The sequence below is a fragment of the Pseudomonas sp. LB3P93 genome (assembly GCF_054898025.1).
In genome coordinates, this window is sequence record NZ_CM142713.1 from 2811637 (window position 1) to 2837524 (window position 25888).

Consider the following 25888-nt stretch of genomic DNA (forward strand, 5'->3'; position numbering starts at 1 on the left):
GGTAGACAGCCCAAGCATAGGCCTATGTCCCCATGGGCTTCGTTGACATGGATCAAGTTTTTGCGGGGTTGGTCTCTCTAGTCTGCCGCCATGGCTAACTGACTGGAGAGCAATGTGAGCGAACCCCGTGTACGACAAGGCCTGGTGTTGGGCATGAGCACGTTGGCCTTCACTGTGTGTTTCATGGTCTGGATGATGTTTGCCGTGCTCGGGGTGCCGATCAAGGAACTGCTCCAGCTCAACGAAACCCAATTCGGCCTGCTGGCCGCGACCCCGGTACTGACCGGCTCGCTGGTGCGTTTGCCGCTGGGCCTGCTGACCGACCGCTTTGGCGGGCGCAGCGTGTTCTTTCTGTTGATGCTGGCCTGCGTCGCACCGCTGTACCTGATCAGCCACGCCACCGCTTACTGGCAGTTTTTGGTGTTGGGCTTGTTCGTCGGCCTCGCCGGTGGCTCGTTTTCGGTGGGGATTGCCTACGTCGCCAAATGGTTCGACAAGGAGAACCAGGGCTTTGCGATGGGCATCTTCGGTGCCGGTAACGCCGGGGCTGCGGTGACCAAATTTCTCGCCCCGGCATTGATCGCCGCCGGTAGCTGGCAGTTGGTGCCGAAAGTATTCAGCGCAATCCTCTTTATTACCGCGTTGTTGTTCTGGTTCCTCAGCGCCGAAAACAAGAACCACCGCAGCGCCAGCGGCGCCACATTGCGTGAGCAATTGAGCTCGCTGAAGGACCCTGCGGTGTGGCGCTACTGCCAGTACTACTCGATCGTCTTCGGCGGCTATGTAGCCCTGGCACTGTGGATGACCAAGTACTACGTGCAGGAATACGGTTTCAGCCTGCAAAGCGCCGCGCTGTTGGCGGCGTGTTTTTCCCTGCCGGGCGGTGTGCTGCGTGCCGTCGGCGGCTGGATGTCGGATCGCTGGGGCGCGCAAAGCGTGACCTGGTGGGTGTTGTGGGTCAGCTGGATCTGTCTGTTCCTGCTCTCGTACCCCCAGACCCAACTGCAAGTGCAAACGATCAATGGCCCGATGGATTTCCACATCGGCCTCAATCCCGTGCTGTTCACCGTACTGCTGTTCGTCATGGGCATCGCCTTCGCGTTCGGCAAGGCCTCGGTTTTCAAATACATCGCCAACGACTACCCGAAAAACATGGGCGCGGTGTCCGGCATCGTCGGTCTCGCGGGCGGCCTGGGTGGTTTCGTGCTGCCGATCCTGTTCGGCGCCCTGGTGGACCTCACCGGCGTGCGCTCTTCCTGCTTCATGTTGATGTACGGCGTGGTCTGGGTCTCCCTCACCTGGATGTACTTCAGCGAAATACGCAAAAGCCCGCTGCTGGGCAAACAGCCGCCGGCGACCTCGTCCCCGTTTTCCAGCATTGCCCAAGGAGAAGAACATGTCCGTTCTGCAAAAGCCTGAAAAAGGCCCGGTCATTCATGACTGGCGCCCCGAGGACCCTGCGTTCTGGGGAAGTAGCGGCAAACAGACCGCCACCCGCAACTTGTGGATTTCCATTCCCGCACTGCTGTTGGCGTTTGCGGTGTGGATGGTCTGGAGCACGGTGATTGTGCGGTTGAACGCCATCGGTTTCAGCTTCACCACCGATCAGCTGTTCTGGCTCGCGGCGTTGCCGGGGCTGTCCGGCGCCACCTTGCGCGTCTTCTATTCGTTTATGGTGCCGATCTTCGGCGGCCGTCGCTGGACCGCCCTGAGCACCGCGTCGCTATTGCTGCCCTCGATCTGGATGGGCTTCGCCGTGCAGGACCCGAGCACCTCGTACAGCGTGTTCGTGTTGATTGCCTTGCTCTGCGGTTTTGGTGGCGGCAACTTTGCGTCGAGCATGTCCAACATCAGCTTTTTCTACCCCAAGTCTCAGCAGGGCACGGCCCTTGGCCTCAACGCCGGGCTGGGTAACCTGGGCGTCTCGGTGATGCAGTTCTGCGTACCGCTGGTGATCACTTTCGGCGTGTTCGGCTTCATGGGCGGTAAACCGCAGGCCCTGCCGGACGGCGGTCAGTTGTGGTTGCAGAACGCCGGGTTCATCTGGGTTCCGTTCATTGTGTTGGTGACGGTGCTGGCCTGGTTCGGCATGAATGACCTGTCCAGCGCCCGTGCTTCTTTCAGCGAACAGGCGGTGATCTTCAAGCGCAAACACAACTGGCTGATGTGCTGGTTGTACCTGGCGACCTTCGGTTCGTTTATCGGTTTCTCCGCCGCGTTTCCGTTGCTGATCAAAACCTCCTTCCCTGACGTCATCGCCTTAAAATTCGCCTTCCTCGGTCCGTTGGTTGGCGCGCTGGTACGTCCATTGGGCGGCTGGCTGGCGGACAAGCTCGGCGGCGCGAAAGTGACCTTGTGGAACTTCGTCGCGATGATCGTGATGGTCTTCGGCGTCATGCACTTCCTGCCGCAGAACGGCTCGGGCGGCAACTTTTACGGCTATCTCGGCATGTTCATGCTGCTGTTCATTACCACTGGCATCGGCAACGGTTCCACCTTCCGCATGATCCCGGTGATCTTCCGCACCCAGCATGAAAAAGCCTCGGCCGGGCAATCGCCGGCCATCCGCGAACAGGCCCTGAAGAACGCCGGCAAAGAGTCGGCCGCGGTCCTGGGCTTCAGTTCGGCCATGGGCGCTTTCGGCGCGTTCTTCATTCCCAAATCCTTCGGCACTTCGATGGCCCAGACCGGCGGCCCGGAGATGGCCTTCTACATGTTCGTCGGCTTTTACCTGAGCTGCATCGTGGTGACCTGGTGGTGGTACGCGCGCAAAGGCGCCGCGACACCCTGCTGAGCCGAGCTGCATCCAACCATTGCGTGGGCGGGGCACAGACCCCGCGACAAAGCCTGAGAGGACTACACCGTGAGTCATTTACTGGATCAATTGCGGTTTTTCAACCGCAAGCAAAACGAGTTTTCCGACGGTCATGGCGAGACTCGCAAAGAGTCTCGCGACTGGGAGAACGTCTACCGTTCGCGCTGGCAGTACGACAAGATCGTGCGTTCCACCCACGGGGTGAACTGCACCGGCTCTTGCTCGTGGAAGATCTACGTCAAGAACGGCCTGATCACCTGGGAAACCCAGCAGACCGACTACCCGCGTACCCGTAACGATCTGCCCAACCATGAGCCCCGTGGCTGCCCGCGTGGCGCCAGTTACAGCTGGTACATCTACAGCGCCAACCGGCTCAAATACCCGAAGATCCGCAAGCCGTTGCTCAAACTGTGGCGCGATGCGCGGCAAACCATGGCGCCAGTCGAAGCCTGGGCCAGCATCGTCGAGGACAAGGTCAAGGCCGACTCCTATAAAAGCAAGCGCGGCATGGGTGGCTTCATCCGTTCCAACTGGGAGGAAGTCAACGAGATCATTGCGGCGTCCAACGTCTACACGATCAAGCAATATGGCCCCGACCGCATCGTCGGCTTCTCGCCGATTCCCGCCATGTCGATGGTCAGCTATGCCGCGGGTTCGCGTTACCTGTCGCTGATCGGCGGCGCCTGCCTGAGTTTCTATGACTGGTACTGCGACTTGCCACCGGCCTCGCCGATGGTCTGGGGCGAGCAGACCGACGTGCCGGAATCAGCCGACTGGTACAACTCCAACTACATCATTGCCTGGGGTTCCAACGTTCCGCAGACCCGTACCCCGGATGCGCATTTCTTTACCGAAGTCCGTTACAAGGGCACCAAGACGGTCGCGATCACCCCGGATTACTCGGAAGTCGCCAAGCTCACCGACCTGTGGCTGAACCCTAAACAAGGCACCGATGCGGCGCTGGCCCAAGCGTTCAATCATGTGATCTTCAAAGAATTCCACCTGGACAAACCGAGCGCCTATTTCACCGATTACGCCAAGCGCTTCACCGATTTACCGGTGCTGGTGCTGCTCAAGCAAATGGTCGACAAGGCACCGGGCGCCGGCTACCAGCCGGACCGCTTCCTGCGCGCCAGTGACCTGACCGACAACCTCGGCCAGGAAAACAACCCGGAATGGAAAACCATCGCCCTCGATGTCAGCGGCGAACTGGTGTCCCCTCAGGGTTCCATCGGTTATCGCTGGGGCGAGAAGGGCAAGTGGAACATCCTGCCTCGTGAAGGCGGCGAAGGTCGCGAGATCGACCTGAAACTGAGCCTGATCGGCGATGACGTCGCCGAAGTGGCGTTCCCGTATTTTGCCGGCGAGTCCCACGAGCACTTCCAGCACGTCGCGGGTGATGCCGTGCAATACCGCCGCGTGCCGGTGCATAACGTGGTGCTGGCGGACGGTAGCGTGGCTAAAGTCGCCACCGTGTTCGACCTGTCGGCGGCCAACCTGGCCATTGACCGTGGCCTCGGTGGCGACAACGTCGCCAAGGATTACGACGACGCCTCGGTGCCTGGCACCCCAGCGTGGCAGGAGAAAATCACCGGCGTGAGCCGCGAGAAAGCGATCCAGATTGCCCGTGAGTTCGCCGACAACGCCGACAAGACCAAGGGCCGCTCGATGATCATCGTCGGCGCGGCGATGAACCACTGGTACCACATGGACATGAACTACCGCGGCCTGATCAACATGCTCATGCTCTGCGGGTGTGTCGGTCAGACCGGTGGCGGTTGGGCGCACTACGTTGGCCAGGAAAAACTCCGTCCGCAATGCGGCTGGCTGCCATTGGCGTTCGGCCTGGACTGGAATCGTCCGCCTCGCCAAATGAACGGCACCAGCTTCTTCTACGCCCACAGTTCGCAATGGCGCCACGAGAAAATGAGCATGCACGACGTGCTCTCGCCATTGGCCGATAAATCGCAGTTCCCGGAACATGCCCTGGACTACAACATCCGCGCCGAACGCGCCGGCTGGTTGCCCAGCGCGCCACAACTCAACACAAACCCTTTGCACATTTGCCGCGACGCTGCGGCGGCCGGCATGGACCCGAAAGACTACGTGGTCAAGTCGCTGCAGGACGGTTCGCTGCGCTTCTCCTGCGAACAGCCGGACAGCCCGGTGAACTTCCCGCGCAACATGTTCATCTGGCGTTCCAACCTGCTGGGCTCCTCGGGCAAGGGCCACGAGTACATGCTCAAGTACCTGCTCGGCACCAAAAACGGTGTGATGAACGAAGACATCGGCCAGGTCGGCGACTGCAAACCCGAAGAAGCCGAATGGGTCGACGAGGGCGCCATCGGCAAGCTCGATCTGGTGACCACGCTGGACTTCCGCATGTCCTCGACCTGCGTCTATTCCGACATCGTGTTGCCGACCGCGACCTGGTACGAAAAAGACGACATGAACACCTCGGACATGCACCCGTTCATTCACCCGTTGTCGGCCGCCATCGACCCGGCGTGGGAATCGCGTTCCGACTGGGAAATCTACAAAGGCATCGCCAAGGCGTTTTCCAGCATGGCCGAAGGGCACCTGGGCGTCGAAAAGGATCTGGTGACCATTCCGCTGATGCACGACAGCGTCGGCGAACTGGCCCAGCCGTTTGGCGGCACCGACTGGAAAAGCGACGGCGTGGCACCGGTGCCGGGCAAGAACGCACCGAACCTGCACGTGGTCGAGCGTGATTACCCGAACATCTACAAACAGTTCTCGTCCCTCGGGCCATTGCTGGAGAAACACGGCAACGGCGGCAAAGGCATCAACTGGAACACCGAAGACGAAGTGAAATTCCTCGGTGAACTCAATCACAAAGAAGGCGATGCCGGGATCAGCCAGGGTCGGCCGAAAATCGACACGGCCATCGACGCTGCTGAAGTGATTCTGTCCCTGGCACCGGAAACCAATGGCCAGGTTGCCGTGAAGGCCTGGGCCGCGCTGTCGGAATTCACCGGCATCGACCACAGCCACCTGGCGCTGTCCAAGGCTCACGAGGCGATTCGTTTCCGCGACATTCAGGCCCAGCCGCGCAAGATCATTTCCAGCCCGACCTGGTCAGGTCTCGAAGACGATCATGTCAGCTACAACGCCGGCTACACCAACGTTCATGAAGGGATCCCATGGCGCACCATCACCGGTCGCCAGCAGTTCTACCAGGATCACCCGTGGATGCAGGCGTTCGGCGAGCAGTTGATGAGTTATCGGCCACCGGTCAACACCCGCACCATCGAAGGGGTGAAAGGCAAGCGCAGCAACGGCCACAAGGAAATCGTCCTGAACTGGATCACCCCGCACCAGAAATGGGGCATCCACAGTACTTACAGCGACAACCTGCTGATGCTGACCCTCAGCCGTGGCGGGCCGATTGTCTGGCTCTCGGAGAACGACGCGAAAAGCGCCGGTATCGAGGACAACGACTGGATCGAGTGCTTCAACGTCAACGGTGCGCTGACCGCCCGGGCGGTGGTCAGCCAGCGGGTCAAGGACGGCATGGTGATGATGTACCACGCCCAGGAACGGATCGTGAACGTGCCAGGTTCGGAAACCACCAAGACCCGTGGCGGCCACCACAACTCGGTCACCCGTGTCGTGCTCAAGCCGACCCACATGATCGGTGGCTACGCCCAGCAAGCCTACGGTTTCAACTATTACGGCACGGTCGGTTGCAACCGTGATGAGTTTGTCGTGGTGCGCAAAATGTCCAAAGTCGACTGGCTCGATGGATCGTCCGGTGATGACCTGCCGCGTCCCCTGCCGACCGATATCGAGGAGAACTGAGATGAAGATTCGCTCACAAATCGGCATGGTTCTGAACCTGGACAAATGCATCGGTTGCCACACCTGTTCGATCACCTGCAAAAACGTCTGGACCAGCCGTGAAGGCATGGAATACGCCTGGTTCAACAACGTTGAATCGAAACCGGGCATCGGCTACCCGAAAGAGTGGGAAAACCAGGACAAGTGGAAGGGCGGCTGGATCCGCAATGCCAACGGCACGATCAACCCGCGCATCGGTGGCAAATTCCGCGTGTTGGCGAACATTTTCGCCAACCCGGACCTGCCGAGCCTCGACGACTACTACGAGCCGTTCGACTTCGACTACCAGCACCTGCACACCGCACCGCTGGGCGAGCATCAACCTACCGCGCGCCCGCGCTCGCTGATCTCCGGCAAACGCATGGAGAAAATCGAGTGGGGCCCGAACTGGGAGGAAATTCTCGGCACCGAATTCGCCAAGCGTCGCAAGGACAAGAACTTCGACAAGATCCAGGCGGACATTTACGGCGAGTACGAAAACACCTTCATGATGTATTTGCCGCGCCTGTGCGAGCACTGCCTCAACCCGACCTGCGCGGCATCGTGCCCGAGCGGGGCAATCTACAAGCGTGAAGAGGACGGTATCGTCCTGATCGACCAGGAAAAATGCCGCGGCTGGCGCATGTGCATCAGCGGCTGCCCCTACAAGAAGATCTATTTCAACTGGAAAAGCGGCAAATCCGAGAAGTGTATTTTCTGCTACCCGCGTATCGAAGCCGGGATGCCGACTGTTTGTGCTGAAACCTGTGTCGGACGTATCCGTTACCTCGGCGTGCTGCTGTATGACGCCGACCGCATCAGCGAAGTGGCGAGCACCGCCAATGAGCAGGATCTGTACGAGAAACAACTGGAGATCTTCCTCGACCCGAACGACCCAGCGGTCATCCGTCAGGCCTTGGCCGATGGTGTGCCGCAGTCGGTGATCGATTCGGCGCAACGTTCGCCGGTCTACAAAATGGCCGTGGACTGGAAACTCGCACTGCCGCTGCACCCGGAATACCGGACCTTGCCGATGGTTTGGTACGTACCGCCGCTGTCGCCGATCCAGAACGCCGCCACCGCTGGCACCGTGGGCATGAACGGGGTGATTCCGGACGTCGACAGCCTGCGTATTCCACTGAAGTACCTGGCGAACCTGCTGACCGCGGGCGATGAAAAACCGGTCAAGCGTGCGCTTAAACGCTTGCTGGCGATGCGCGCCTACAAACGTTCCGAGCAAGTCGATGGCGTTCAGGACCTGCAAGTGCTCAAGGATGTCGGCTTGAGCGTGGCCCAGGTCGAGGAGATGTATCGCTACCTGGCGATCGCCAACTACGAAGACCGCTTTGTGGTACCGAGCGCGCACCGTGAAGACGCCATGAGTGACGCCTTTGCCGAGCGCTCCGGTTGCGGCTTCAGTTTCGGCAGCGGTTGCAGCGGCAGCTCCGACACCAACATGTTCGGTGCCAAGAAAGCCAACCGCCGCGACATCCTGAAAACCGTCCAGTTGTGGGAGGAATGAGCATGCAAATTCTCAAAGTGATTTCGCTGCTGCTCGACTACCCGACCGAAACGTTGGTTGGCGGTCGCGACGAACTGGAGCAAGCGATTATCCAGTCCCGGGAAATCAGCCCGAAGCAGCGCGGTGCGTTGTTCGAGTTGCTGGAACTGATCTGCGCCAACGACTTGATGGACGGGCAGGAGCACTACGGTGCGCTGTTCGGTCGGGGGCGCTCGCTGTCGCTGCTGTTGTTCGAGCACGTGCACGGCGAATCCCGCGACCGTGGCCAGGCCATGGTCGACATGATGGCGCAGTACGAAGCCGCCGGTTTTGCCATCGGTGTCAAGGAGCTGCCCGATTACATACCGCTGTACCTGGAGTTTCTGTCCACCCGTGAAGACATCGAGGCCCGCGAGGGCCTGGCGGATGTGTCGCACTTGCTGGCCTTGCTCGCGGCGCGTCTGGAAGAGCGCGAAAGCGCCTATGCAAGTTGCTTCCGGGCGCTGCTGCAAATTGCCGGGGCCGAGCCTCATCAAGCGGTCGCCGACCTGCGTGCGCAGGTTGCGGCGGAACCCCGCGATGACTCCCTCGAAGCCCTCGACAAAATCTGGGAGGAGGAGGCCGTGGACTTTCTCCAGGCCGAACAGCAGGACCGTTGCAGTTCGCTGCCAAGCGCACCGGGCAAAGCCCGGGAAGAAAGCGCGGTGCCGCTGCACTGGGTGGATTTTCAGCATGAAGGGCTGGCCGCCGCGCCAGCCAAGGAGGTGGGCAATGTCTAAATGGAACCTGTTGTTGTTCGGGATCTACCCCTACGTCGCGTTAGCTATTTGCCTGATCGGCAGTTGGGCCCGCTTCGACTTGTCGCAATACACCTGGAAGGCCGGTTCGAGCCAGATGCTCAATCAGCGCGGCATGCGCGTGGCGAGCAACTTGTTCCACATCGGTGTGTTGTTCGTGCTGGCCGGGCACTTCGTCGGGCTGCTGACCCCGGCGTCGATTTATCACCATGTGATTAGCACTGAGAACAAGCAGTTGCTGGCGATGGTCTCCGGCGGGTTCTTCGGTCTGTTGTGCCTGATTGGCCTGCTGATGCTGGTCAAACGGCGCCTCACCGATCCTCGGGTTCGCGCCACCTCCAGCCCTTCGGACATCCTGATTTTGCTGGTGCTGCTGGCGCAATTGCTGCTCGGCCTGCTGACGATCGTCGCCTCCACCGGACACATGGACGGCTCGGTGATGGTGATGCTCGCCGATTGGGCGCAGAACACTGTGCTGTTGCGGCCGATGGAAGCGGCGGCGTCTATCGCGCCGGTCGGGCTGACCTACAAGTTGCATGTGTTTCTCGGTTTGACCCTGTTTGTGCTGTTCCCCTTCACCCGTCTCGTACACATGATCAGTGCACCGATCTGGTACCTGGGGCGTCGTTATCAAATCGTTCGTCAGAAGTACTGAGGAGACAATCATGTCAGGTGGATGCGGATGTGGTGGTGGTAACGGGGGCAGCGGTGGCTGCGGTTCTTCCAAAAAAGCCGAGGAGGTTCTCGACATCGCGCCGGTCGCAGAGGCGCAGTTTGCAGCGCTGCCGGTTGAGCCCGCGGCGGCCGATGACGCCCCGGCGCAGTTGATCGCCAGCAGCGAGCAGGAGTGGCCGATCATCAGCGTCAACGAGGTGTCGATCACCCCGGAAGCGATGGCCCAGGAGCTGCAATATCACCCGGCCGAAAGCCGTGAGGAGGCGGTCTATCTGGCCGCCAAGGCACTGGTGATCCGCGAGTTGTTGCAGCAGCGCATTGCCGAGCTCGGTGTATCGCTGGAGATCGGCGCCGGAGAGAACGAAGAGGAAGCAGCCACGCGCTTGCTGCTCGAACGTGAGGTTCACGTGCCGCAGTGCGACGAGGAAACCAGCCTGCGCTACTACGAAAACAATCGTGGGCGCTTCCACAGCGCGCCACTGCTGGCGGTTCGGCACATTCTGCTCGAATGTGCGCCGGACGATGTCGAGGCCCGGGAACTGGCGCATGAGCAGGCGGAAATCCTGCTGCAACGACTGGACGAATTCCCCGGCAGTTTCGCCGAGCTGGCCGTGAAGTATTCGGCCTGCCCGTCGAAGGCTCAGGGCGGTTCTTTGGGACAAATCAGCAAGGGCCAGACCGTGCCTGAACTGGAACGTCAGCTGTTCACCCTGGCACCGGGCCTGGCCAGCAAACCACTGGAAAGTCGCTACGGCTGGCATGTGGTCAGCGTCGATCAGCGGATCGAAGGCATGCCATTGCCCTATGAAGTGGTGTCGACGGCGATCCGCACGCAGTTGCAGCAAGGCGTCTGGCAAAAAGCCCTGGTGCAATACCTGCAAACCCTGATCGGCGCGGCGGATATTCGTGGCATCCACTTACAGGGCGCCGACTCACCGCTGGTGCAGTGAGCATCGTGGCCAACCGGGAGATGTGATGAACGTTGTGATGCAGGATGGTTTTGGGCGGCAGATCGATTATCTGCGGATGTCGGTGACGGACCGGTGTGATTTTCGTTGCGTGTACTGCATGGCGAAAAACATGACGTTCCTGCCGCGTCAGCAGGTGCTCACGCTGGAGGAATTGCAGCGCCTGGCGACGCTGTTTGTCGGCCTCGGTGTTCGCAAAATCCGCCTGACTGGCGGCGAGCCCTTGATCCGCCCCGGCATTGTCGGACTGTGCCGCAACATCGCCGCCTTGCCCGGTTTGCGCGAACTGGTGATGACCAGCAATGGCTCGCAGCTGGGCCGTCTGGCCCGGCCGTTGGTCGACGCCGGGGTCAAGCGGATGAACATCAGCCTCGATAGCCTGGACGGGGAGAAATTTCGGGCGATCACCCGTAACGGCGATCTCGATCAGGTGCTGGGCGGCATTGAAGCTGCACGGGACGCGGGCTTCGAGCGGGTCAAACTCAACTGTGTGGTGATGAAGGGGCGCAACTTCGATGAAGTCCCGGGATTGGTGCAATACGCCATTGATCAACGCATCGACATCAGTTTCATCGAAGAAATGCCCTTGGGCGACGTCGGTCGTTCACGGGGCGAATCGTTTTGCTCCAGCGATGAAGTGCGGGCGTTGATCGCCAGCCAGCATCGGTTGCTCGACAGTACTGAAAACAGCGGCGGACCGGCGCGTTATGTGCGTCTTGAACGTCATCCCGATACCCGGATTGGTTTCATTTCGCCCAATAGCCACAACTTTTGTGGCAGCTGTAATCGGGTGCGGATGACTGTTGAGGGGAAGCTGCTGCTGTGTCTGGGGCAGGATGATGCGCTGGATTTAAGAGGGTTGCTGCGGCGTTATCCGCTGGATGATCAGCCGGTGATCAATGCGATCCAGAGAGCACTGCGTGGCAAACCATTGCGCCATGATTTCACCCCGAACGGGGATGTTCAGATCGTGCGATTCATGAACATGAGTGGCGGTTGACCCTTGATGTTAATGCCGTTCAGTTCTGACAGCTACGCGGACCGTAGCAGCTGGCGAAGCCTGCGTTCGGCTGCGTAGCAGTCGTAAAATCAGGCACTGCGGTGTTTCAGGTTAATCGCGATGATCCGACTTACGACTGCTACGCAGCCGAACGCAGGCTTCGCCAGCTGCTACAGGGAATAGGTGAAGCCAGAGTTTCTTGACCCATTGGAATTAGCCGCCGCTGGCGGTTTTTTTTCGCCGGCAAATCTTGATGTCGATCAATTGCAGATCAGCACTTTGTCCGTAGTCTTCACCGCATGTTGTGTTTGTTTTTGCTTTAACACCTATATGTAGTGTCTGGAGGACGAATGCAGAGCACGCTGATCGCAGTAGGAAGTAACCGCTTGCACAAGCGCGATGGCAGCCAGGTCGCCTTCGATGCCGACAAAATCCGTCAGGCGTTGATCGCCGCCGGCAAGGCAACTCAGGAGTACGGCGAGGCTGAGGTCGAAGGGTTGCTTCAGGCCGTACTGGCCCGACTGGAAGGATTACCCAGGCTGCACGTCGAGCAAATCCAGGACCGTGTCGAACGGGTATTGATGGACGCCGGTTTCTTCCTGGCCATGCGTGCCTACATTGTTTATCGCGAACAGCACGGGCGTTTGCGTCGCGACCGCCGGACCCTGGTCGAAGTGGCGACGTCGATGAACGAATACCTGGACCGTGAAGACTGGCGGGTCCAGGCCAACGCCAATCAGGGCTACTCCCTGGGTGGTCTGGTGTTGAACGTGTCCGGCAAGGTCACCGCCAACTACTGGCTGGACGAGGTGTACAGCGAGGCCATCGGCCAGGCCCATCGCGAGGCGGATCTGCATGTGCACGATCTGGACATGCTTGCTGGTTACTGCGCCGGTTGGTCATTGCGGACCTTGTTGCACGAAGGCCTTAACGGTGTGTCGGGGCGTGTCGAAGCGGGGCCGCCGAAGCACTTGAGCAGTGCCCTGGGGCAGATGGTGAATTTCCTCGGCACCCTGCAAAACGAATGGGCCGGCGCGCAGGCGTTCAGCTCCTTCGACACCTACTTGGCGCCCTATGTGCGCAAGGATCAACTGAGCTTTCAGGAGGTGCGCCAAGCGATCCAGGAATTCATCTACAACCTCAATGTCCCGTCGCGCTGGGGCACCCAGACCCCGTTCACCAACCTGACCTTCGATTGGGTGTGCCCGCAGGATTTGCGTGAGCAGATCCCCGTCATTGGCGGTGAGGAAATGCCGTTTGCCTACGGCGACCTGCAAGTTGAAATGGATGTGCTCAACCGCGCCTACATCGAAGTGATGCAGGCCGGCGATGCGAAAGGGCGGGTGTTCACCTTTCCGATTCCGACCTACAACATCACCCATGACTTTCCTTGGGACAGTGAAAACGCTGACCGCCTGTTCGAGATGACCGCGCGTTACGGCCTGCCGTATTTCCAGAATTTCCTCAACTCGGACCTTCAACCCAATCAGGTGCGCTCGATGTGCTGCCGGTTGCAGCTGGATGTGCGTGAGTTGCTCAAGCGCGGCGGCGGTTTGTTCGGCTCGGCGGAACAGACCGGATCGCTCGGCGTGGTGACCATCAACTGCGCGCGGCTGGGCTATGTGTTCAAAGGTGACACCAGCGGTTTACTGCAGCGTCTGGACACATTGATGGAACTGGCGATGGAAAGCCTGGAGGTCAAGCGCAAGGTGATTCAGCACCACATGGATGCCGGTTTGTACCCGTACACCAAGCGTTACCTGGGCACCTTGCGCAACCATTTCTCCACCATCGGCCTCAATGGCCTGCATGAAATGCTGCGCAATTTCACCGGCGACACGGATGGCATGCACACCGAGCACGGTCGGCAATTTGCCCTGAAGATGCTCGACCATGTGCGCGCCACGCTGCTGCGTTTTCAAGAAGAAACCGGCCACATGTACAACCTCGAAGCGACGCCGGCTGAAGGCACCACCTATCGCTTCGCCAAGGAAGACCTCAAACGCTATCCCGACATTCTCCAGGCCGGCACGGTGCAAGCACCGTATTACACCAACTCCTCGCAACTGCCGGTGGGCTATACCGACGATCCCTTCGAAGCCCTCGAACTTCAAGACGAGCTGCAATGCAAATACACCGGCGGCACGGTCTTGCACCTGTACATGGCCGAGCGGATTTCCTCGACCGAAGCCTGCAAGCAACTGGTGCGCAAAGCCCTTGGACGCTTCCGTCTGCCATACCTGACCGTGACCCCGACGTTCTCCATCTGCCCGGTACACGGCTACCTCGATGGCGAGCATGAATTCTGTCCCAAATGCGACGAAGTCCTGCTGCTGCAAGAGCAGAAAGCCGGCACCGTTCATTGATTTCGATCCACTCAACTGCAAGGAGCTTCACCATGACTGCATCGCAAACACTGCCCCAGGCTCAACGTCAACGCTGCGAAGTCTGGACTCGGGTAATGGGTTATCACCGTCCGGTATCAGCGTTCAATCCGGGCAAACAGTCCGAGCACCGCGAGCGTGTGCATTTCACTGAAAGCGCGGCGCTGGCCGGGCGCCAATGAGTCGAATGCTTCGGGTTGGGGGCATGGTGCCCCTGACCACTATCGACTATCCGGGACAGCTCGCCTGCGTATTGTTTTGCCAGGGTTGCGCCTGGCGTTGCCGTTACTGCCATAACCCGCAGTTGATCCCGCCTCGAGGCACCGACGAGGTCGATTGGCTGCGGGTACTGGCGTTTCTGCAACGCCGGCAAGACCTGCTCGATGCCGTGGTCTTCAGTGGCGGCGAGCCGACCTTGCAAGACGGTTTACTCGACGCCATGGACGAAGTGCGTGCGATGGGTTTTCGCATCGGTCTGCACAGTGCCGGCATCAAGCCACCAGCCTTTGCCAAGGCACTGACCGGGGCCGATTGGGTCGGCTTCGACGTCAAGGCATTGCCAGAGGATTGCCAGGCAATCACCCGGGTCGAAGGCAGTGGAACGGCGAACTGGCGCAGCCTTGAGCATCTTCTGGCCAGTGGTGTGGACTACGAATGTCGTACCACCGTGCATTGGCATTTGTTCAAGCCGGCACGCCTGTTGATCCTGGCGCAACGCTTGAGTGAACTGGGCGTCAAGCGCTTCGCCGTACAACTGGTGCGCACCGAGCAGATGTTCGATCCGCTGCTGCCCAATGTTTCGGCACAAGCCTTGCTTCCGGATCTTTGGGAGGCCATGCGCGAGTTGTTCCCCGTCTTCGTGTTGCGGGGGTAACCGCGGCGGCGGATAAACGTTTAGCCGTGATCTCCACCATGATTTTCAAATGCGCTGCCTCACGGGCAGGTATTAAACAGGGAGCATTTGATATGGCCACATTCAGTACGGCACACCGTATCGTCATCGGTTTTGCCATTGCGCCGCTGGCGCTGATGGGCATGGCGTTTTACGCATTGAACGACCTGGCGACGCTCAAGGATCAGTCTGTTGTGATCGTCAAGCAGGACTGGCCAAAGATCGAACCGATCATGGTCATTGCCACCGGCGTACGCGATAACGCCAGAAACACCCGGGACTTGCTGATCGATAAAGACAATCAGCAAGTGCAACAGTCGATCGACGCCACCAAGAAGCGCATCACTCAGGCACTCGAGACGCTGGAGCCGTTGTTTTATCTGCCTGAAGGCAAAGTGGCGTATGCCGCGTTGAAAAAGAATCGCGAGGCCTATGTGGCGGCGTTCACGCAGGTGCAGGTATTGATTCGGCAAGGGGCTGCCAATGACGCCATGGCGCAGCTCAAGCAAAAGGTTATCCCGGCAGAACACGAAGTCTATGCAAGCCTGGATGAGCTGATGGCGCTGCAAGGCAAAATATTCGCGGACCGTGAACGTTCGGCGCAGGCACTGTACAGCGAGGCCCGGCGCAACATGCTCGGGTTATTTTTGTTCTGCCTGGCGCTGGTCATTGGCGCCGCGGTCATTGTCACCCGCAGCGTGACTCGGCCACTGGGTGGTGAGCCCGATGATGCCGCACGGCTCTTGAGCCAAATCGCTCTGGGCGACCTGACGACTCAGGTGCCTGTGCATTCAAGTGCCGACGGCAGTGTGATGATGAACATGCACCACATGCAGCAAAGTCTGAATGCCATGGTCAAGCACATCGCGACTTCGGTTGATCAGGTGGCCAGTTCGTCCGAAGAACTGAGTGTGGTCAGCAGCCAGACCAGCAGTAACCTGCAGTTGCAGGGGCTTGAAATCGAGCAGGCGGCTACGGCCGTGAACCAGATGACGGCGGCCGTCGATGAGGTGGCACGCAATGCGGTGAGCACCAGCGAGGCCTCCAGGCAATCCGAGCAAACCGCGCATCGCGGCCGGGAACAGGTTCAGGAAACCGTGGTTGCCATTGGCGAACTGGCCGAGGGTGTCACCGATACGTCACAGCGCATTGAGCAACTGGCCGGCAGAGTGCAGGGCATCAGCAAGGTGCTGGATGTGATTCGCAGCATTGCCGATCAAACCAATTTGCTGGCCCTCAACGCGGCGATTGAAGCGGCCCGGGCTGGTGATGCCGGACGCGGCTTTGCCGTGGTCGCCGATGAGGTGCGTGCCCTGGCGCATCGCACTCAGGAGTCGACACAGGAAATCGAGCAGATGATTGGCAACATTCGCCAGGACTCCGGCCATGCGGTGACCGCCATGCAAAGCAGCAGCAACCTGGTACGCGCTACCCTGGAAGTGGCGCAACGGTCGGGTGATGCACTGGATGAAATCACGCGCTCCATCTCGCAGATCAACGAGCGCAACATGATGATTGCCAGTGCCACGGAGGAACAGGCATTGGTGGCGCGGGAAGTGGATCGCAACCTGATGGGCATTCGTAACTTGTCGGAGCAGGTCTTGCTGGGTGCCCGGCAGACGCAAACCGCCGGTCAAGATTTGGCGCAGATGGCCGGAGCGCTGCACCAGACGGTGGCGCGTTTCAAAGTCTAGTGGTTGCGGTAGGGGTTGGATCTGGACGCTGATGCATTCAGGCCCAGCCCCAGAATTGCAACCACCAGCCCAACCCTGGCAGGCCGTTGGCAAGTAACAGGCAAACGCCGCACATCACGCGCCGAGTCAGGGCAATACCTTCGCGATCCAGCCGTTTCCAGCCCAACAGCAGACTCCACCCCAACGCGGCCATCAACAGGCAGGCCCGCGCCGGTTGTACCCACTCCAGCAGCAGCCCTTCGTAACGCAGCAATTTCACCGTTGTCGCCGACAACCCGAGGAACAATCCCGCACCACCCAGGGGCGTGAGCGTCAGTGCGAGGGGCAAATACAGTGCGCGATCTTGCGCCAGTCGGGCGGTCAGGCGCAGCAGGATCAGCAACGCGGTGCCGAGCAGCATCGAGCTCAGGCTCAAGTAAACGATGATGCTGAAACCATCGAGCCAACTGAAGCTGTCGTTGAGTTGCGGGTAATGGGTGAGCAACCACCACGGGGCGTTGTCCTGCAAGGCCCAGAGCATGTCGCGTTCTACCAGCCATTGCGCGAGGTGTTGTTTGAGGGCGACGAACCAGGGGCTGACAGTCCACTGAAACGCGCCCATGGCCAGACCGATGACGCCGTACAGCAGTAACCGCGCATCCCAGCGCGAGAGCGTCTGCGCCGTCGCGTGAAGAATCTCTTGATTGCTGGAGCGGGCGATCAACTGAACCGCGCCGCGTTGCCCGCTGCAGCGTCCGCAGGCATGGCAGTCACTGGCGCCTTTCAGGCGGCGAACGTCGAGCAAGGGCGCGCAATTGGGTGGCGGCAGGCGTGGTGCGGCATTGTCCACCCAGCGCTGCTCATCCACTCGAAAATGCACGGGGGCCAGGCGGGCGAGTAGGGCGAAGACCCCGCTGACGGGACACAAATAACGGCACCAGACCCGCTTGCCCCGTGCGAACAATAGCCCGACGCCGACCGCCGCCGCAGTCGAGCCGCCAAGAATCAACAGCGCCGCCTGGGCGTAGTCATAGACGCTGATCAACTGGCCGTAGAGGGTGGTCAGGCAGAAGGCCAGGGTTGGCCAGCCGCCCCAGCGCAACCAGCGCGGCACCCCCAGGCCTTTACCGTAATGACTGGCCCATTCGCTGAGTGAACCTTCCGGGCATAAAACGCCACACCAGAGCCGTCCGAACATCACGATCGACAGCAGCACGAATGGCCACCAGATCCCCCAGAACAAGAACTGCGCGAGCAAGGTCATGTTGTCGAATATCCGCGCCTGGCTGTCCGGTAGCGGCAGCGCCGCCGGTATCACCAACAGCAACGCGTAGAACAGTACAACGGCCCACTGCACGGCGCGGATGACGGGTGCATGACGACGCATCCCGTCGCCCAGTCGCTTGAGCCATCGGTTGTGCCGGCTCAGACCAGGCATGGCACTTTTTCCGCAGCCCGTTGGCGTAGCCAGCCACCGACCACTAGCCAGTAACCGATCCACATCAACAAAGTCAGGCCACTGGGGGTTGCTCGATAACCGGCAAAACCGGCCAGAAAACTACCCAGTCCATGACTGTCGCTCAGCACAGTGCTGCTGTCCCAAAGCGCTTCGCCAATGACGCTGTAAACCTGCTCCGGCAAATCGAGGGCGAGCAATTGGCCGCCGATTCGCTCGGTGCCGCTGACCAGTAACGCCGCGCCCAGCATGAGCAGGACGACTTCGCTGATGGCAAAGAACCGCTGCCATGAAATGAACCGGCGGCTGCTGTGCAGCAGAGCAAGGGTGAGTGCTGACAGCACCAGCCCCATGACACCGCCGACCGCAAACAAACCGAGTTGCGGACCTCGCAGGCGGGCGCCGGCGCCATAGAGAAAGACCACGGTTTCGCTGCCTTCGCGGCTGACCGCGAGCATGGCCAGCAGCAACAGCCCCAAGCCCCCGCGCCGGGCCAGGTGGCCATCGGCGTGTCGTCGCAAGTCATGCTTGAGCGAGCGCCCGTGGCGATGCATCCATCCGACCATTTGCACCATCAGCAGGCTGGCAATCAGCGCCAGTGCAGCCTGGAACCATTCACTGGCTGAGCCGCTCATGGCCTCGCCGGCCATTAGAATCAGCGCGGCGAGCAGGCCCGAAAGCATCAACCCCAGCACCACACCGGCCCACAGGAATTTGACCAGGCGATTGCCCCGGTCTTGCTGGCTGGCCCAGGCCTGGAGAATGCCGATCACCAGAAGCGCCTCGACGCTTTCGCGCCAGACGATGAACATTGATTGATTCATTGAAACTCCGTGCATGCGCGGGTTATTTCGCGAGGATGCCGCCCTCGGGCAATTGCGGATTGAACTCGTCGAAAAAGGGGTAGTGGCCGGGTTTGAGCGGATGAATGACAACAAAGGTGGTCACGCCCGGCGACAATACTTTTTCAACCCGCAACGGTGTGCTCTCGAATTCGGCCGGCCCCTGACCGCTGTTTTTCAGGACGATCTTGAAGCGCTGCCCGGCCGGGACCTCCAGCAAGGCCGGGGTGAAATGGCCATCGTTCAGGATCAGTTCGTAGGTCGGCAACTGCGCATGGGCCGTCAACGGCGCAATTGCTCCGGCCACCATCAGCCAGGCAAGAGGCAGGCGCTTCATTCAATAGCCGCCTTTTTTACCAATCCCGGCATAGATGAATTCGTAGTGCAATTCGCAGCGTTCGAACCAGGGCGCCACGCCGGTTTCCTTATCGGTATGGCGCCCGAGGGAGCCGTGACCGCCGGGTGGCAGGACGGTGAAGGTCAGTCGATATTTGCCCGGCCCCAGCAGCTTCACGTTGTCGCCATAGTGCGGACCGTCGTTGGCGACCATCGCATGGAAGTCGCCCTTGATCTCGTCGGGGTTGCCGGCTTTGCTCAAGTTGAACGAGACATTAAGGTAAGGCACGAAACTGCCTTCCTGGAATCCCTGTCGATTGTCTGCGGTGGCTCGAATGTCGGCTTCCAGGTGAACATCGGAATCGGCAGTGGCCCGCATCATGCCCGCTGGCGCCATCTCGATCGGTTGCAGATACACGGCCCCGACCTCAAGTCCCGGGCATAGCTGGGGTTCCCCGATCGGGTATTCCTTTGCTTGAGCCAGCGGTACGAGCAGGAGCAGGGCGAGAGAGAGGTGGGTACGCATGATGTCTTCCTGGGCACTGACGAGTAGGAACCCGAGTCTAGGAAGCTTTGCTGCGAACAATAATGATTGTTATCAAGTTTTGAGTAATTAGTCCGACAGATCGTCGCGCTGGCGAAATCGCTGGGCGCGTTCGACGCTGTGATTCATCTGCGCTGCCGCATGAACGGTCAAGGGATGCTGGGTAAAACCGGCTCTGGGGGAAATGTAGTCGGCCATTTCCCGGGCAACGGCAAGCTGACGTTCCGAGCCTTCCGCCAACAGCGCGATGACCAGGTTTTCCAGGGCAATCACGCGAACACGCAAATGAACCAGTTCGGTGTTGGTCAACACGGGTGGGGCGATAAACGCATCGCTATCGATGGATGTGGCGGCGTCTTGATCGTCCCATGTCGACAGCGGTGGATGGTCGGATGTCTCTGCGTTTGGGTGTGGATTCTTATTGATCATGAGCGACGTCTCCGAGTCTGTTCAGCCGTTAATAGCTTAGCCCCAGGATGACGATGGGGGGAGGGCAGTCGCTCGATGTCGATACCTTGATATCCATCAAGGCTGGCTTTGCACAGACGTTGTAGGTTGGAGAAACGCCTCTCAATGATCGGAGACCGGCATGGCCAAGAACTTCCCCGACAACCCCAAGCATCCCGAGCGGATCTGTTGGGGATGCGACCAGTATTGCCCGGCCAAGTCGTTGGCTTGCGGCAATGGCTCCGAGCGTACGATGCATCCGGCCGAGCTGTTTGGAGAAGATTGGAACGTGCCCGGCGACTGGGGTATCGAGGCCGTCATTGTTACGGACAAGGCAGTGGATGACGCTAATTAGCGCAAGTCCAGACTTCGGTTTTTTACTTGTTGAGTGTGTTTATGATCGCCCTGAATTTCGTCGCTACAACGAGAGACTACGCTTGGTCGAAAGCGGTCCCATCTGAAAGGGATTTGGAGCCAACCCCGGTCAGTCGTGACAGGTAACGATCCATAACGGACATCAAGAAAGACTCAAATTTAACGTGTCTGTTCACTTACTCTTATCCGCTGAACAAACTGATAAGACTCCCGGCGACCCCCATCGCCAAAATAAACAGAATGAGTAGCAACGTAAGGATTACGGGCTCATAGCGCATGAAGGTGGCTCCTCAATTGTGACTGACACTATGAGTGGCGAATTTCGCCTTCAGGTTATTGTTGATGTAGCAGTTGCTTGCATACGCCTGACCTAAGAGCACAACTAACCACTTCAACGGCTAAAATTCTCATTACTGAGCTAGGTAAACAAACGCTCAGCATTCTCCATGCCAACAATTCAGCAGCGTTTATGTCCAGGCTTGAGTGCACTGTCTAAACCGAGTGAGCGTTTGCGCACGGCGCAGCTTAATTCTGTGGTCAACGTACGAGTGGGGAAAATTGATATCGAAGATGGGTAATAGGGCCCATTTATGGGAGTATTTCTCTCGAATTGGGGCATGGCGTAGATACTTTCAGCCGTGCGCGATATCTGCCTTGCCTGAGAATCTAACGTGACGTCGCTCGCTTAATTCATCAGTGCATCGCCAAGGCTAGCAATTCAAGGTCGCCTTGGCTCTTTGCAGCGAATCCAGAATAGTTTGTTACAAAACTGTTGGTAACTTTTTGATGTGCGCCTGCTGCGCTGATCTATACCCAGCTCAAGCGGTTGGACCTTGCTCAAGCGTAATCACAAAATGGCATTGGCTTTAGTCCATTAGCTGTCGACCTCCCTCCCATATGGGCTGTTGCAGCTTGTCCATCGCGCCTTCAATCATCATTGACGTTTATAACAGCGCAGCTAACTCCACCAGGAGGCATCATGAGTGCATGGCAGAAGTTACAAAAGCGGATCAAACAAAAAGGCCTACGTCGCACCGTCAAAACACTGTGGGAGCGCTATGTGTTTTTCCATTGGGAGCTACTGTGGATGGAGCGTGACTTAGTCACCCCGGTGCAGTCACATAAGCTCAGACCCTATTCGGGAGTGCGCCTGGTCAACATCGATACACAAAACGCTGATGCGTTCACCAAACATTTTGGCGATCGTGTTGAAACCATGCGCGAACTGGCTGCCGAAGGGCATACCGGACATATGTACCTGGACGACTCGGGCGATGCCGTGGCGTTCATATGGGGCAGCAAACGCAACTACCATGATCGCCACTATTACGGCTGCTGGTTCCCGGTCAAGGACGGCGAGTTCTTTGAGTTCGGTGGGGAGATGACGCGACCATTTTTCGGTACCGCCCTTTCAGTCGATGCCCAAATCAGTCTGTGGCAGGCTATGCAGGCGCAAGGCTGTAACAAAGTGGTTGACGTCTGCGAGACGCACAATATCCCGGCACTCAAATTGCACATCCGTATGGGATATCACGAGCAAGGTCGGGTCATGCATGTCTATGGCTTATTCGGGCACTGGCGGTTCTTCCGCGAAACCCGCTACAGCGGCTCGCGACTCGATTTACTGCGCGAACCCGGGCGTCCTGTTGTGGCTGCGCCAGCGTGAGAGGCAAAAGCTAAGACAGAATACTTTCACATGAATACCTCATTGTCGATGCCGCCACCGGTTGTCTGTTCTTTGTAGGAATAAACACCCAGGTGGCGCATTAGACCTTTTCTCGACGACTCTGAAGTTCCCGGTAAACGAGTATTCCTTCCGCTCGATACTGTCATTGCGTCAAGCCCCCGCACGCTGAAAATACAACCGAAACCGATCTGAAGCTTAAGTGTTCGAAAAAATAGGTCGTAATCGCCGTAAAGTTTTTACGCTTTCTTTACGGTCGGTGTTTTTGACCGCAACGATACTGGGCGCGATTTTTTAGATCGTCCATGCGCCTCGCTTTTCCTATGGCCCTGGAAAAATGTATTGCCCAAGGATGGCGTGCAGTTACTTCCCGCTAATTGAGAGATTCGCCCCTTGAGTGAGACAGCGACCGTTGCAAACGAAGACTCCCCATCCAAAACCTCAGGAGTGGGCTTGCTCGTCGCTGCTGTCGGGGTGGTTTACGGGGACATCGGCACCAGCCCCCTGTACACGCTGAAAGAAGTATTTTCCGGCCACTACGGCGTCCAGGTGAATCACGACGGCGTGCTGGGTATTCTGTCGTTGATCTTTTGGTCGCTGATCTGGGTCGTCTCGATCAAATACGTGCTGTTCATCCTGCGTGCCAATAACCAGGGTGAGGGCGGCATCATGGCATTGACGGCTTTGGCCCGCCGCGCAGCCACCCCTTATCCGCACATGAGCAAAGTACTGGTGTTGCTCGGCCTGTTCGGCGCCGCACTTTTTTACGGGGACAGCATGATCACGCCAGCAATTTCGGTGCTCTCTGCGGTTGAGGGGTTACAGTTGGCGTTTGACGGGATCGAGCACTGGGTGGTGCCCCTGTCCGTGATCGTGCTGGTGGCGCTGTTCCTGATACAGAAACACGGCACTGCTCGCATTGGGATTCTGTTCGGCCCGGTCATGGTGCTGTGGTTTGTGGTGTTAGGCGCGCTCGGGATCTACGGGATTTTGCAGCGCCCCGAGGTGCTGCAAGCGCTCAACCCTGCTTGGGCAGTGCAGTTTTTCGTGGTTCATCCGGGCATGGGCGTGGCGATTTTGGGTGCTGTCGTGTTGGCGTTGACCGGCGCTGAAGCACTGTATGCCGACATGGGCCACTTTGGCCGCAAACCCATTTCTCGTGCGTGGTTCATTCTGGTGTTGCCAGGACTGGTACTCAATTATTTTGGTCAGGGTGCCTTGATCCTGGAGAACCCGGAGGCTGTGCGCAATCCGTTTTACCTGCTCGCCCCGAGCTGGGCATTGCTGCCGATGGTCGCGCTCTCTACTCTCGCCACGATCATTGCTTCTCAAGCCGTGATCTCTGGTGCTTTCTCCCTGACACGCCAGGCGATCCAGCTAGGGTACGTCCCGCGCATGTTTATCCAGCATACCTCGAGCCAGGAACAAGGGCAGATTTACATCGGTACGGTTAACTGGGCATTGATGGTCGGTGTCGTGCTGCTGGTGATCGGTTTCGAGTCGTCCAGTGCCTTGGCTGCTGCCTATGGGGTTGCTGTCACGGGCACCATGTTGATCACCACCATTCTTTCTTCGGCTGTAGTCCTGCTCCTCTGGAAAACACCGCGCTGGCTGGCCATCCCGATGCTGCTTGGGTTTCTGCTGGTCGACGGCCTGTATTTCGCCGCCAATGCGCCGAAGATTTTCCAAGGCGGTGCGTTCCCTGTGATCGCCGGCATTGGCCTGTTCATCTTGATGACCACCTGGAAGCGGGGCAGGAAAATCATTGTTGAACGACTGGATGAAACCGCGCTGCCTTTGCCGCTGTTCATCAGTAGTATCCGTTCACTGCCACCCCATCGTGTGCAAGGTACCGCAGTGTTTCTGACGGCCAGAGCCGACGCTGTACCACATGCGTTGCTGCACAACTTGCTGCATAACCAGGTCTTGCATGAGCAAATCGTGTTGCTCACCGTGGTGTCTGAAGACAGTCCTCGCGTTAGTGCTGACAAGCGGTTTGAGGTTGAAGCTTATGGCGAAGGGTTTTTCCGGGTCAGTCTGCACTTTGGTTTTATGGAGGAGCCCGACGTCCCCTTGGCGCTAAGTTTGTGTCACTTGACTGAGCTGGACTTCAGCCCGATGCGCACGACCTATTTCCTCAGCCGGGAGACGGTGATCCCCACCAAGCGCATTGGGATGGCACGCTGGCGGGAGAGTCTTTTCGCGTTTTTGCTGAAGAACGCCAACAGCAACTTGAAGTATTTCAAACTGCCACTGAATAGAGTGATTGAGCTGGGAACTCAGGTAGAGATGTGACGGACAAACAAGGCCGCCTTTGCGGCCTTTTTCTCTAAGACGCCCGAGGTCAGATCACTTTAACCGCCCGGCCAATGAACTGAATCGGTCCTGTGGGTTTGCCCGTCGGCGACCCATTGGGGTTCTCCAGAGTCAATTCAAAGAGCTGGTTGGATTCCAGCGGCGGTAATTTATCCAAAGGAACAGAAAGCGTTTGCCCAGGTTTGACCAATCCAAGGGACACCGGTCCTTGCCAGCCGTCCGCTTTGGTCCAGAACTCAAGTGCTTTGTCGGTTGGGACTTGCGCTACCCCTAAAGGAATCAGTTGGATTTCCTTTGGGTTGCTCGCCTGAATGACCCAGCCGGGTGCCTGGTTCTGCGGAGCCACCAGAACGACCAGGTAGGTGGTCGGATTCAGCGGAGCTGTTCGTGTCAGAACAACTGTTCCAAGCAACAGCGTTGCGAAAAGTCCTGCCCCCGCGAGCCCGCGCCATAGCGGAAGAAGGTTCCACCACGAGATAGGCTTCACAGCGGCCGTCACTCGTGGTGCTCGCCGGTCATTGCTGTTCAAGCTGCGCTCGATTCGCCGCCAGAGAAGTGGAGTAGGGGGGTGCGGTTCAGCCAGCTCGGTCAACGCAAGCAAACGCTGTTCCCACGCATCTACAGCAGCTCGCAAATCCGCTTCCTGAGCGATACGCTTTTGTATCTCGATGCGTTGCTCGGCCGGCAACGTGCCTAACACATACTCACTCGCCAGTTCGTCAATGTTGTCGTGGCTGTCATCCTCTGGGCTTATGGTCATCCCATGCACTCCCGCAATGCCACCAGACTGCGTTTGATCCAGGCTTTGACGGTTCCTAGCGGTGCGCCCAGTTTCTGCGATATTTCTGAATGCGAATAGCCGTCTACATACGCATGGAGTATGCAATTGCGACGCGCCGGCTCCAGTTGTTCAAGGCACACATATATACGTCCTGAACGGGCTCGAAAATCGAAGGCGTCCACACTTTCTAACGATGCCTCCATGGATGCTATAGATAGCAATGCCATTTCGCTTTGCTCGCTGACCTGTACTTCCCGGGCGTTATCACGCATGAAGTTGAGCGCTAAATGCCGCGTCACGCTGAAGATCCAGCCACGGGCAGAGCCTCGTGCCGGATCGAAGCTGGCGGCACGGGTCCATATTTTGATAAAGACATCGTGCACGATGTCTTCGGCCAAGGCGTTACTGCGAGCAATTCGCTTGGCAACTCCCAAAAGACGAGCACTTTCCTGCTCATACAAGTCTTGCAATGCCTGCTGCTCGCCTCGGGCACAAGCAGCCAGGCAGGCTTCGTAGTCAAAACAGGGCTCAGGTAGGGACAAGGTTTTCAGCCGCCAGCAGG

22 protein-coding genes and 1 pseudogene are annotated in these 25888 nt (G+C 58.7%); 16 read left to right on the forward strand and 7 right to left on the reverse strand.

Translation table 11 applies throughout. The features are described from left to right. Nucleotides 1-114 precede the first annotated feature (114 nt). The 13 genes and pseudogenes from ACYZT8_RS12755 to ACYZT8_RS12815 all read left to right on the forward strand — a co-directional run bounded on the left by ACYZT8_RS12755 (nucleotide 115) and on the right by ACYZT8_RS12815 (nucleotide 16566). Nucleotides 115-1419 (forward strand): MFS transporter, encoded by a 1305-nt coding sequence (locus ACYZT8_RS12755; RefSeq protein WP_461981603.1) that lies wholly within the window; start codon nucleotides 115-117, stop codon nucleotides 1417-1419. Beyond that, nucleotides 1397-2794 (forward strand): NarK family nitrate/nitrite MFS transporter, encoded by a 1398-nt coding sequence (locus tag ACYZT8_RS12760; protein WP_461981606.1) that lies wholly within the window; start codon nucleotides 1397-1399, stop codon nucleotides 2792-2794. Before ACYZT8_RS12755 ends, ACYZT8_RS12760 begins: the two co-directional genes overlap by 23 nt. A 69-nt stretch (nucleotides 2795-2863) precedes the next feature. After that, on the forward strand, nucleotides 2864-6637 hold the full coding sequence (locus ACYZT8_RS12765) for a nitrate reductase subunit alpha (RefSeq protein ID WP_461981608.1): 3774 nt from the start codon (nucleotides 2864-2866) through the stop codon (nucleotides 6635-6637). A 1-nt stretch (nucleotide 6638) separates the two neighbouring features. Then, complete coding sequence (narH, locus tag ACYZT8_RS12770) at nucleotides 6639-8177, forward strand: nitrate reductase subunit beta (protein ID WP_038982852.1); 1539 nt, start codon at nucleotides 6639-6641, stop codon at nucleotides 8175-8177. Between the two features lie 2 nt (nucleotides 8178-8179). Then, nucleotides 8180-8935, forward strand: a complete 756-nt coding sequence (gene narJ, locus ACYZT8_RS12775) for a nitrate reductase molybdenum cofactor assembly chaperone (protein WP_461981610.1) — start codon at nucleotides 8180-8182, stop codon at nucleotides 8933-8935. Continuing rightward, nucleotides 8928-9608 carry a respiratory nitrate reductase subunit gamma gene (narI, locus tag ACYZT8_RS12780; RefSeq protein WP_461981612.1) on the forward strand — a complete coding sequence of 227 codons (681 nt, stop codon included), beginning with the start codon at nucleotides 8928-8930 and terminating at the stop codon, nucleotides 9606-9608. The genes narJ and narI overlap by 8 nt, the downstream gene beginning before the upstream one ends. A gap of 10 nt (nucleotides 9609-9618) precedes the next feature. Continuing rightward, nucleotides 9619-10578 (forward strand): peptidylprolyl isomerase, encoded by a 960-nt coding sequence (locus ACYZT8_RS12785; protein WP_461981614.1) that lies wholly within the window; start codon nucleotides 9619-9621, stop codon nucleotides 10576-10578. Nucleotides 10579-10603: 25 nt separating this feature from the next. Continuing rightward, nucleotides 10604-11596 (forward strand): GTP 3',8-cyclase MoaA, encoded by a 993-nt coding sequence (gene moaA, locus ACYZT8_RS12790; protein ID WP_461981616.1) that lies wholly within the window; start codon nucleotides 10604-10606, stop codon nucleotides 11594-11596. 350 nt (nucleotides 11597-11946) lie between these two features. After that, nucleotides 11947-13962: a ribonucleoside triphosphate reductase gene (locus tag ACYZT8_RS12795; RefSeq protein WP_461981618.1), complete on the forward strand. Its 2016-nt coding sequence runs from the start codon at nucleotides 11947-11949 to the stop codon at nucleotides 13960-13962. 32 nt (nucleotides 13963-13994) lie between these two features. Further along, nucleotides 13995-14162, forward strand: a complete 168-nt coding sequence (nrdD, locus tag ACYZT8_RS12800; protein WP_017338867.1) for an anaerobic ribonucleoside-triphosphate reductase — start codon at nucleotides 13995-13997, stop codon at nucleotides 14160-14162. Further along, on the forward strand, nucleotides 14159-14854 hold the full coding sequence (locus ACYZT8_RS12805) for an anaerobic ribonucleoside-triphosphate reductase activating protein (protein WP_461981620.1): 696 nt from the start codon (nucleotides 14159-14161) through the stop codon (nucleotides 14852-14854). The genes nrdD and ACYZT8_RS12805 overlap by 4 nt, the downstream gene beginning before the upstream one ends. Nucleotides 14855-15015: 161 nt before the next feature. After that, nucleotides 15016-15423: pseudogene (locus tag ACYZT8_RS12810) on the forward strand (MCP four helix bundle domain-containing protein); the annotation flags it as partial. Between the two features lie 6 nt (nucleotides 15424-15429). Then, nucleotides 15430-16566, forward strand: coding sequence for a methyl-accepting chemotaxis protein (locus ACYZT8_RS12815; protein ID WP_461982442.1), 1137 nt, complete (start codon nucleotides 15430-15432; stop codon nucleotides 16564-16566). A gap of 37 nt (nucleotides 16567-16603) precedes the next feature. Here the strand turns inward: ACYZT8_RS12815 and ACYZT8_RS12820 are convergent, their stop codons facing one another. From ACYZT8_RS12820 to ACYZT8_RS12840, 5 genes are all read right to left on the reverse strand, one after another. Continuing rightward, the gene (locus ACYZT8_RS12820) at nucleotides 16604-17983 is read right to left on the reverse strand and encodes a 4Fe-4S binding protein (RefSeq protein WP_461981622.1); all 1380 of its coding nucleotides are present in this window, start codon (nucleotides 17981-17983) and stop codon (nucleotides 16604-16606) included. Next, complete coding sequence (locus tag ACYZT8_RS12825; protein ID WP_461981624.1) at nucleotides 17971-18825, reverse strand: FTR1 family iron permease; 855 nt, start codon at nucleotides 18823-18825, stop codon at nucleotides 17971-17973. Before ACYZT8_RS12825 ends, ACYZT8_RS12820 begins: the two co-directional genes overlap by 13 nt. 22 nt (nucleotides 18826-18847) lie before the next feature. Beyond that, nucleotides 18848-19180: a cupredoxin domain-containing protein gene (locus tag ACYZT8_RS12830; RefSeq protein WP_461981626.1), complete on the reverse strand. Its 333-nt coding sequence runs from the start codon at nucleotides 19178-19180 to the stop codon at nucleotides 18848-18850. Next, on the reverse strand, nucleotides 19181-19705 hold the full coding sequence (locus ACYZT8_RS12835) for an iron transporter (protein ID WP_461981628.1): 525 nt from the start codon (nucleotides 19703-19705) through the stop codon (nucleotides 19181-19183). It lies immediately after the preceding gene. 87 nt (nucleotides 19706-19792) lie between these two features. Beyond that, nucleotides 19793-20152: a hypothetical protein gene (locus ACYZT8_RS12840; RefSeq protein WP_461981630.1), complete on the reverse strand. Its 360-nt coding sequence runs from the start codon at nucleotides 20150-20152 to the stop codon at nucleotides 19793-19795. A 160-nt stretch (nucleotides 20153-20312) separates the two neighbouring features. Between ACYZT8_RS12840 and ACYZT8_RS12845 the strand changes: the two genes are divergently transcribed. The 3 genes from ACYZT8_RS12845 (at nucleotide 20313) to ACYZT8_RS12855 (ending at nucleotide 24524) form a co-directional block, all read left to right on the forward strand. Then, a complete protein-coding gene (locus ACYZT8_RS12845; RefSeq protein WP_461981632.1) occupies nucleotides 20313-20525 on the forward strand; it encodes a DUF3079 domain-containing protein in 213 nt (70 codons plus the stop codon). A gap of 999 nt (nucleotides 20526-21524) precedes the next feature. Then, a complete protein-coding gene (locus ACYZT8_RS12850) occupies nucleotides 21525-22211 on the forward strand; it encodes an N-acetyltransferase (RefSeq protein ID WP_461981634.1) in 687 nt (228 codons plus the stop codon). A gap of 411 nt (nucleotides 22212-22622) precedes the next feature. Further along, nucleotides 22623-24524, forward strand: a complete 1902-nt coding sequence (locus tag ACYZT8_RS12855) for a potassium transporter Kup (protein ID WP_461981636.1) — start codon at nucleotides 22623-22625, stop codon at nucleotides 24522-24524. A 49-nt stretch (nucleotides 24525-24573) separates the two neighbouring features. On the opposite strand, the gene ACYZT8_RS12860 is transcribed toward ACYZT8_RS12855, so the two are convergent. After that, the gene (locus ACYZT8_RS12860; RefSeq protein ID WP_461981638.1) at nucleotides 24574-25305 is read right to left on the reverse strand and encodes an anti-sigma factor; all 732 of its coding nucleotides are present in this window, start codon (nucleotides 25303-25305) and stop codon (nucleotides 24574-24576) included. Beyond that, nucleotides 25302-25868, reverse strand: coding sequence for a sigma-70 family RNA polymerase sigma factor (locus ACYZT8_RS12865; protein WP_461981640.1), 567 nt, complete (start codon nucleotides 25866-25868; stop codon nucleotides 25302-25304). The genes ACYZT8_RS12860 and ACYZT8_RS12865 overlap by 4 nt, the downstream gene beginning before the upstream one ends. Nucleotides 25869-25888 lie beyond the last annotated feature (20 nt).

Excerpts from the sequence above, each read along its gene's own strand:
- ACYZT8_RS12760 (WP_461981606.1), top strand. The coding sequence starts at position 1,397 with ATGTCCGTTCTGCAAAAGCCTGAAAAAGGCCCGGTCATTCATGACTGG.
- narH (WP_038982852.1), top strand. The coding sequence starts at position 6,639 with ATGAAGATTCGCTCACAAATCGGCATGGTTCTGAACCTGGACAAATGC.
- narJ (WP_461981610.1), top strand. The coding sequence starts at position 8,180 with ATGCAAATTCTCAAAGTGATTTCGCTGCTGCTCGACTACCCGACCGAA.
- narI (WP_461981612.1), top strand. The coding sequence starts at position 8,928 with ATGTCTAAATGGAACCTGTTGTTGTTCGGGATCTACCCCTACGTCGCG.
- ACYZT8_RS12785 (WP_461981614.1), top strand. The coding sequence starts at position 9,619 with ATGTCAGGTGGATGCGGATGTGGTGGTGGTAACGGGGGCAGCGGTGGC.
- moaA (WP_461981616.1), top strand. The coding sequence starts at position 10,604 with ATGAACGTTGTGATGCAGGATGGTTTTGGGCGGCAGATCGATTATCTG.
- ACYZT8_RS12795 (WP_461981618.1), top strand. The coding sequence starts at position 11,947 with ATGCAGAGCACGCTGATCGCAGTAGGAAGTAACCGCTTGCACAAGCGC.
- nrdD (WP_017338867.1), top strand. The coding sequence starts at position 13,995 with ATGACTGCATCGCAAACACTGCCCCAGGCTCAACGTCAACGCTGCGAA.
- ACYZT8_RS12805 (WP_461981620.1), top strand. The coding sequence starts at position 14,159 with ATGAGTCGAATGCTTCGGGTTGGGGGCATGGTGCCCCTGACCACTATC.
- ACYZT8_RS12815 (WP_461982442.1), top strand. The coding sequence starts at position 15,430 with ATGGCGCTGCAAGGCAAAATATTCGCGGACCGTGAACGTTCGGCGCAG.
- ACYZT8_RS12820 (WP_461981622.1), bottom strand. The coding sequence starts at position 17,983 with ATGCCTGGTCTGAGCCGGCACAACCGATGGCTCAAGCGACTGGGCGAC.
- ACYZT8_RS12825 (WP_461981624.1), bottom strand. The coding sequence starts at position 18,825 with ATGAATCAATCAATGTTCATCGTCTGGCGCGAAAGCGTCGAGGCGCTT.
- ACYZT8_RS12830 (WP_461981626.1), bottom strand. The coding sequence starts at position 19,180 with ATGAAGCGCCTGCCTCTTGCCTGGCTGATGGTGGCCGGAGCAATTGCG.
- ACYZT8_RS12835 (WP_461981628.1), bottom strand. The coding sequence starts at position 19,705 with ATGCGTACCCACCTCTCTCTCGCCCTGCTCCTGCTCGTACCGCTGGCT.
- ACYZT8_RS12840 (WP_461981630.1), bottom strand. The coding sequence starts at position 20,152 with ATGATCAATAAGAATCCACACCCAAACGCAGAGACATCCGACCATCCA.
- ACYZT8_RS12845 (WP_461981632.1), top strand. The coding sequence starts at position 20,313 with ATGGCCAAGAACTTCCCCGACAACCCCAAGCATCCCGAGCGGATCTGT.
- ACYZT8_RS12850 (WP_461981634.1), top strand. The coding sequence starts at position 21,525 with ATGAGTGCATGGCAGAAGTTACAAAAGCGGATCAAACAAAAAGGCCTA.
- ACYZT8_RS12860 (WP_461981638.1), bottom strand. The coding sequence starts at position 25,305 with ATGACCATAAGCCCAGAGGATGACAGCCACGACAACATTGACGAACTG.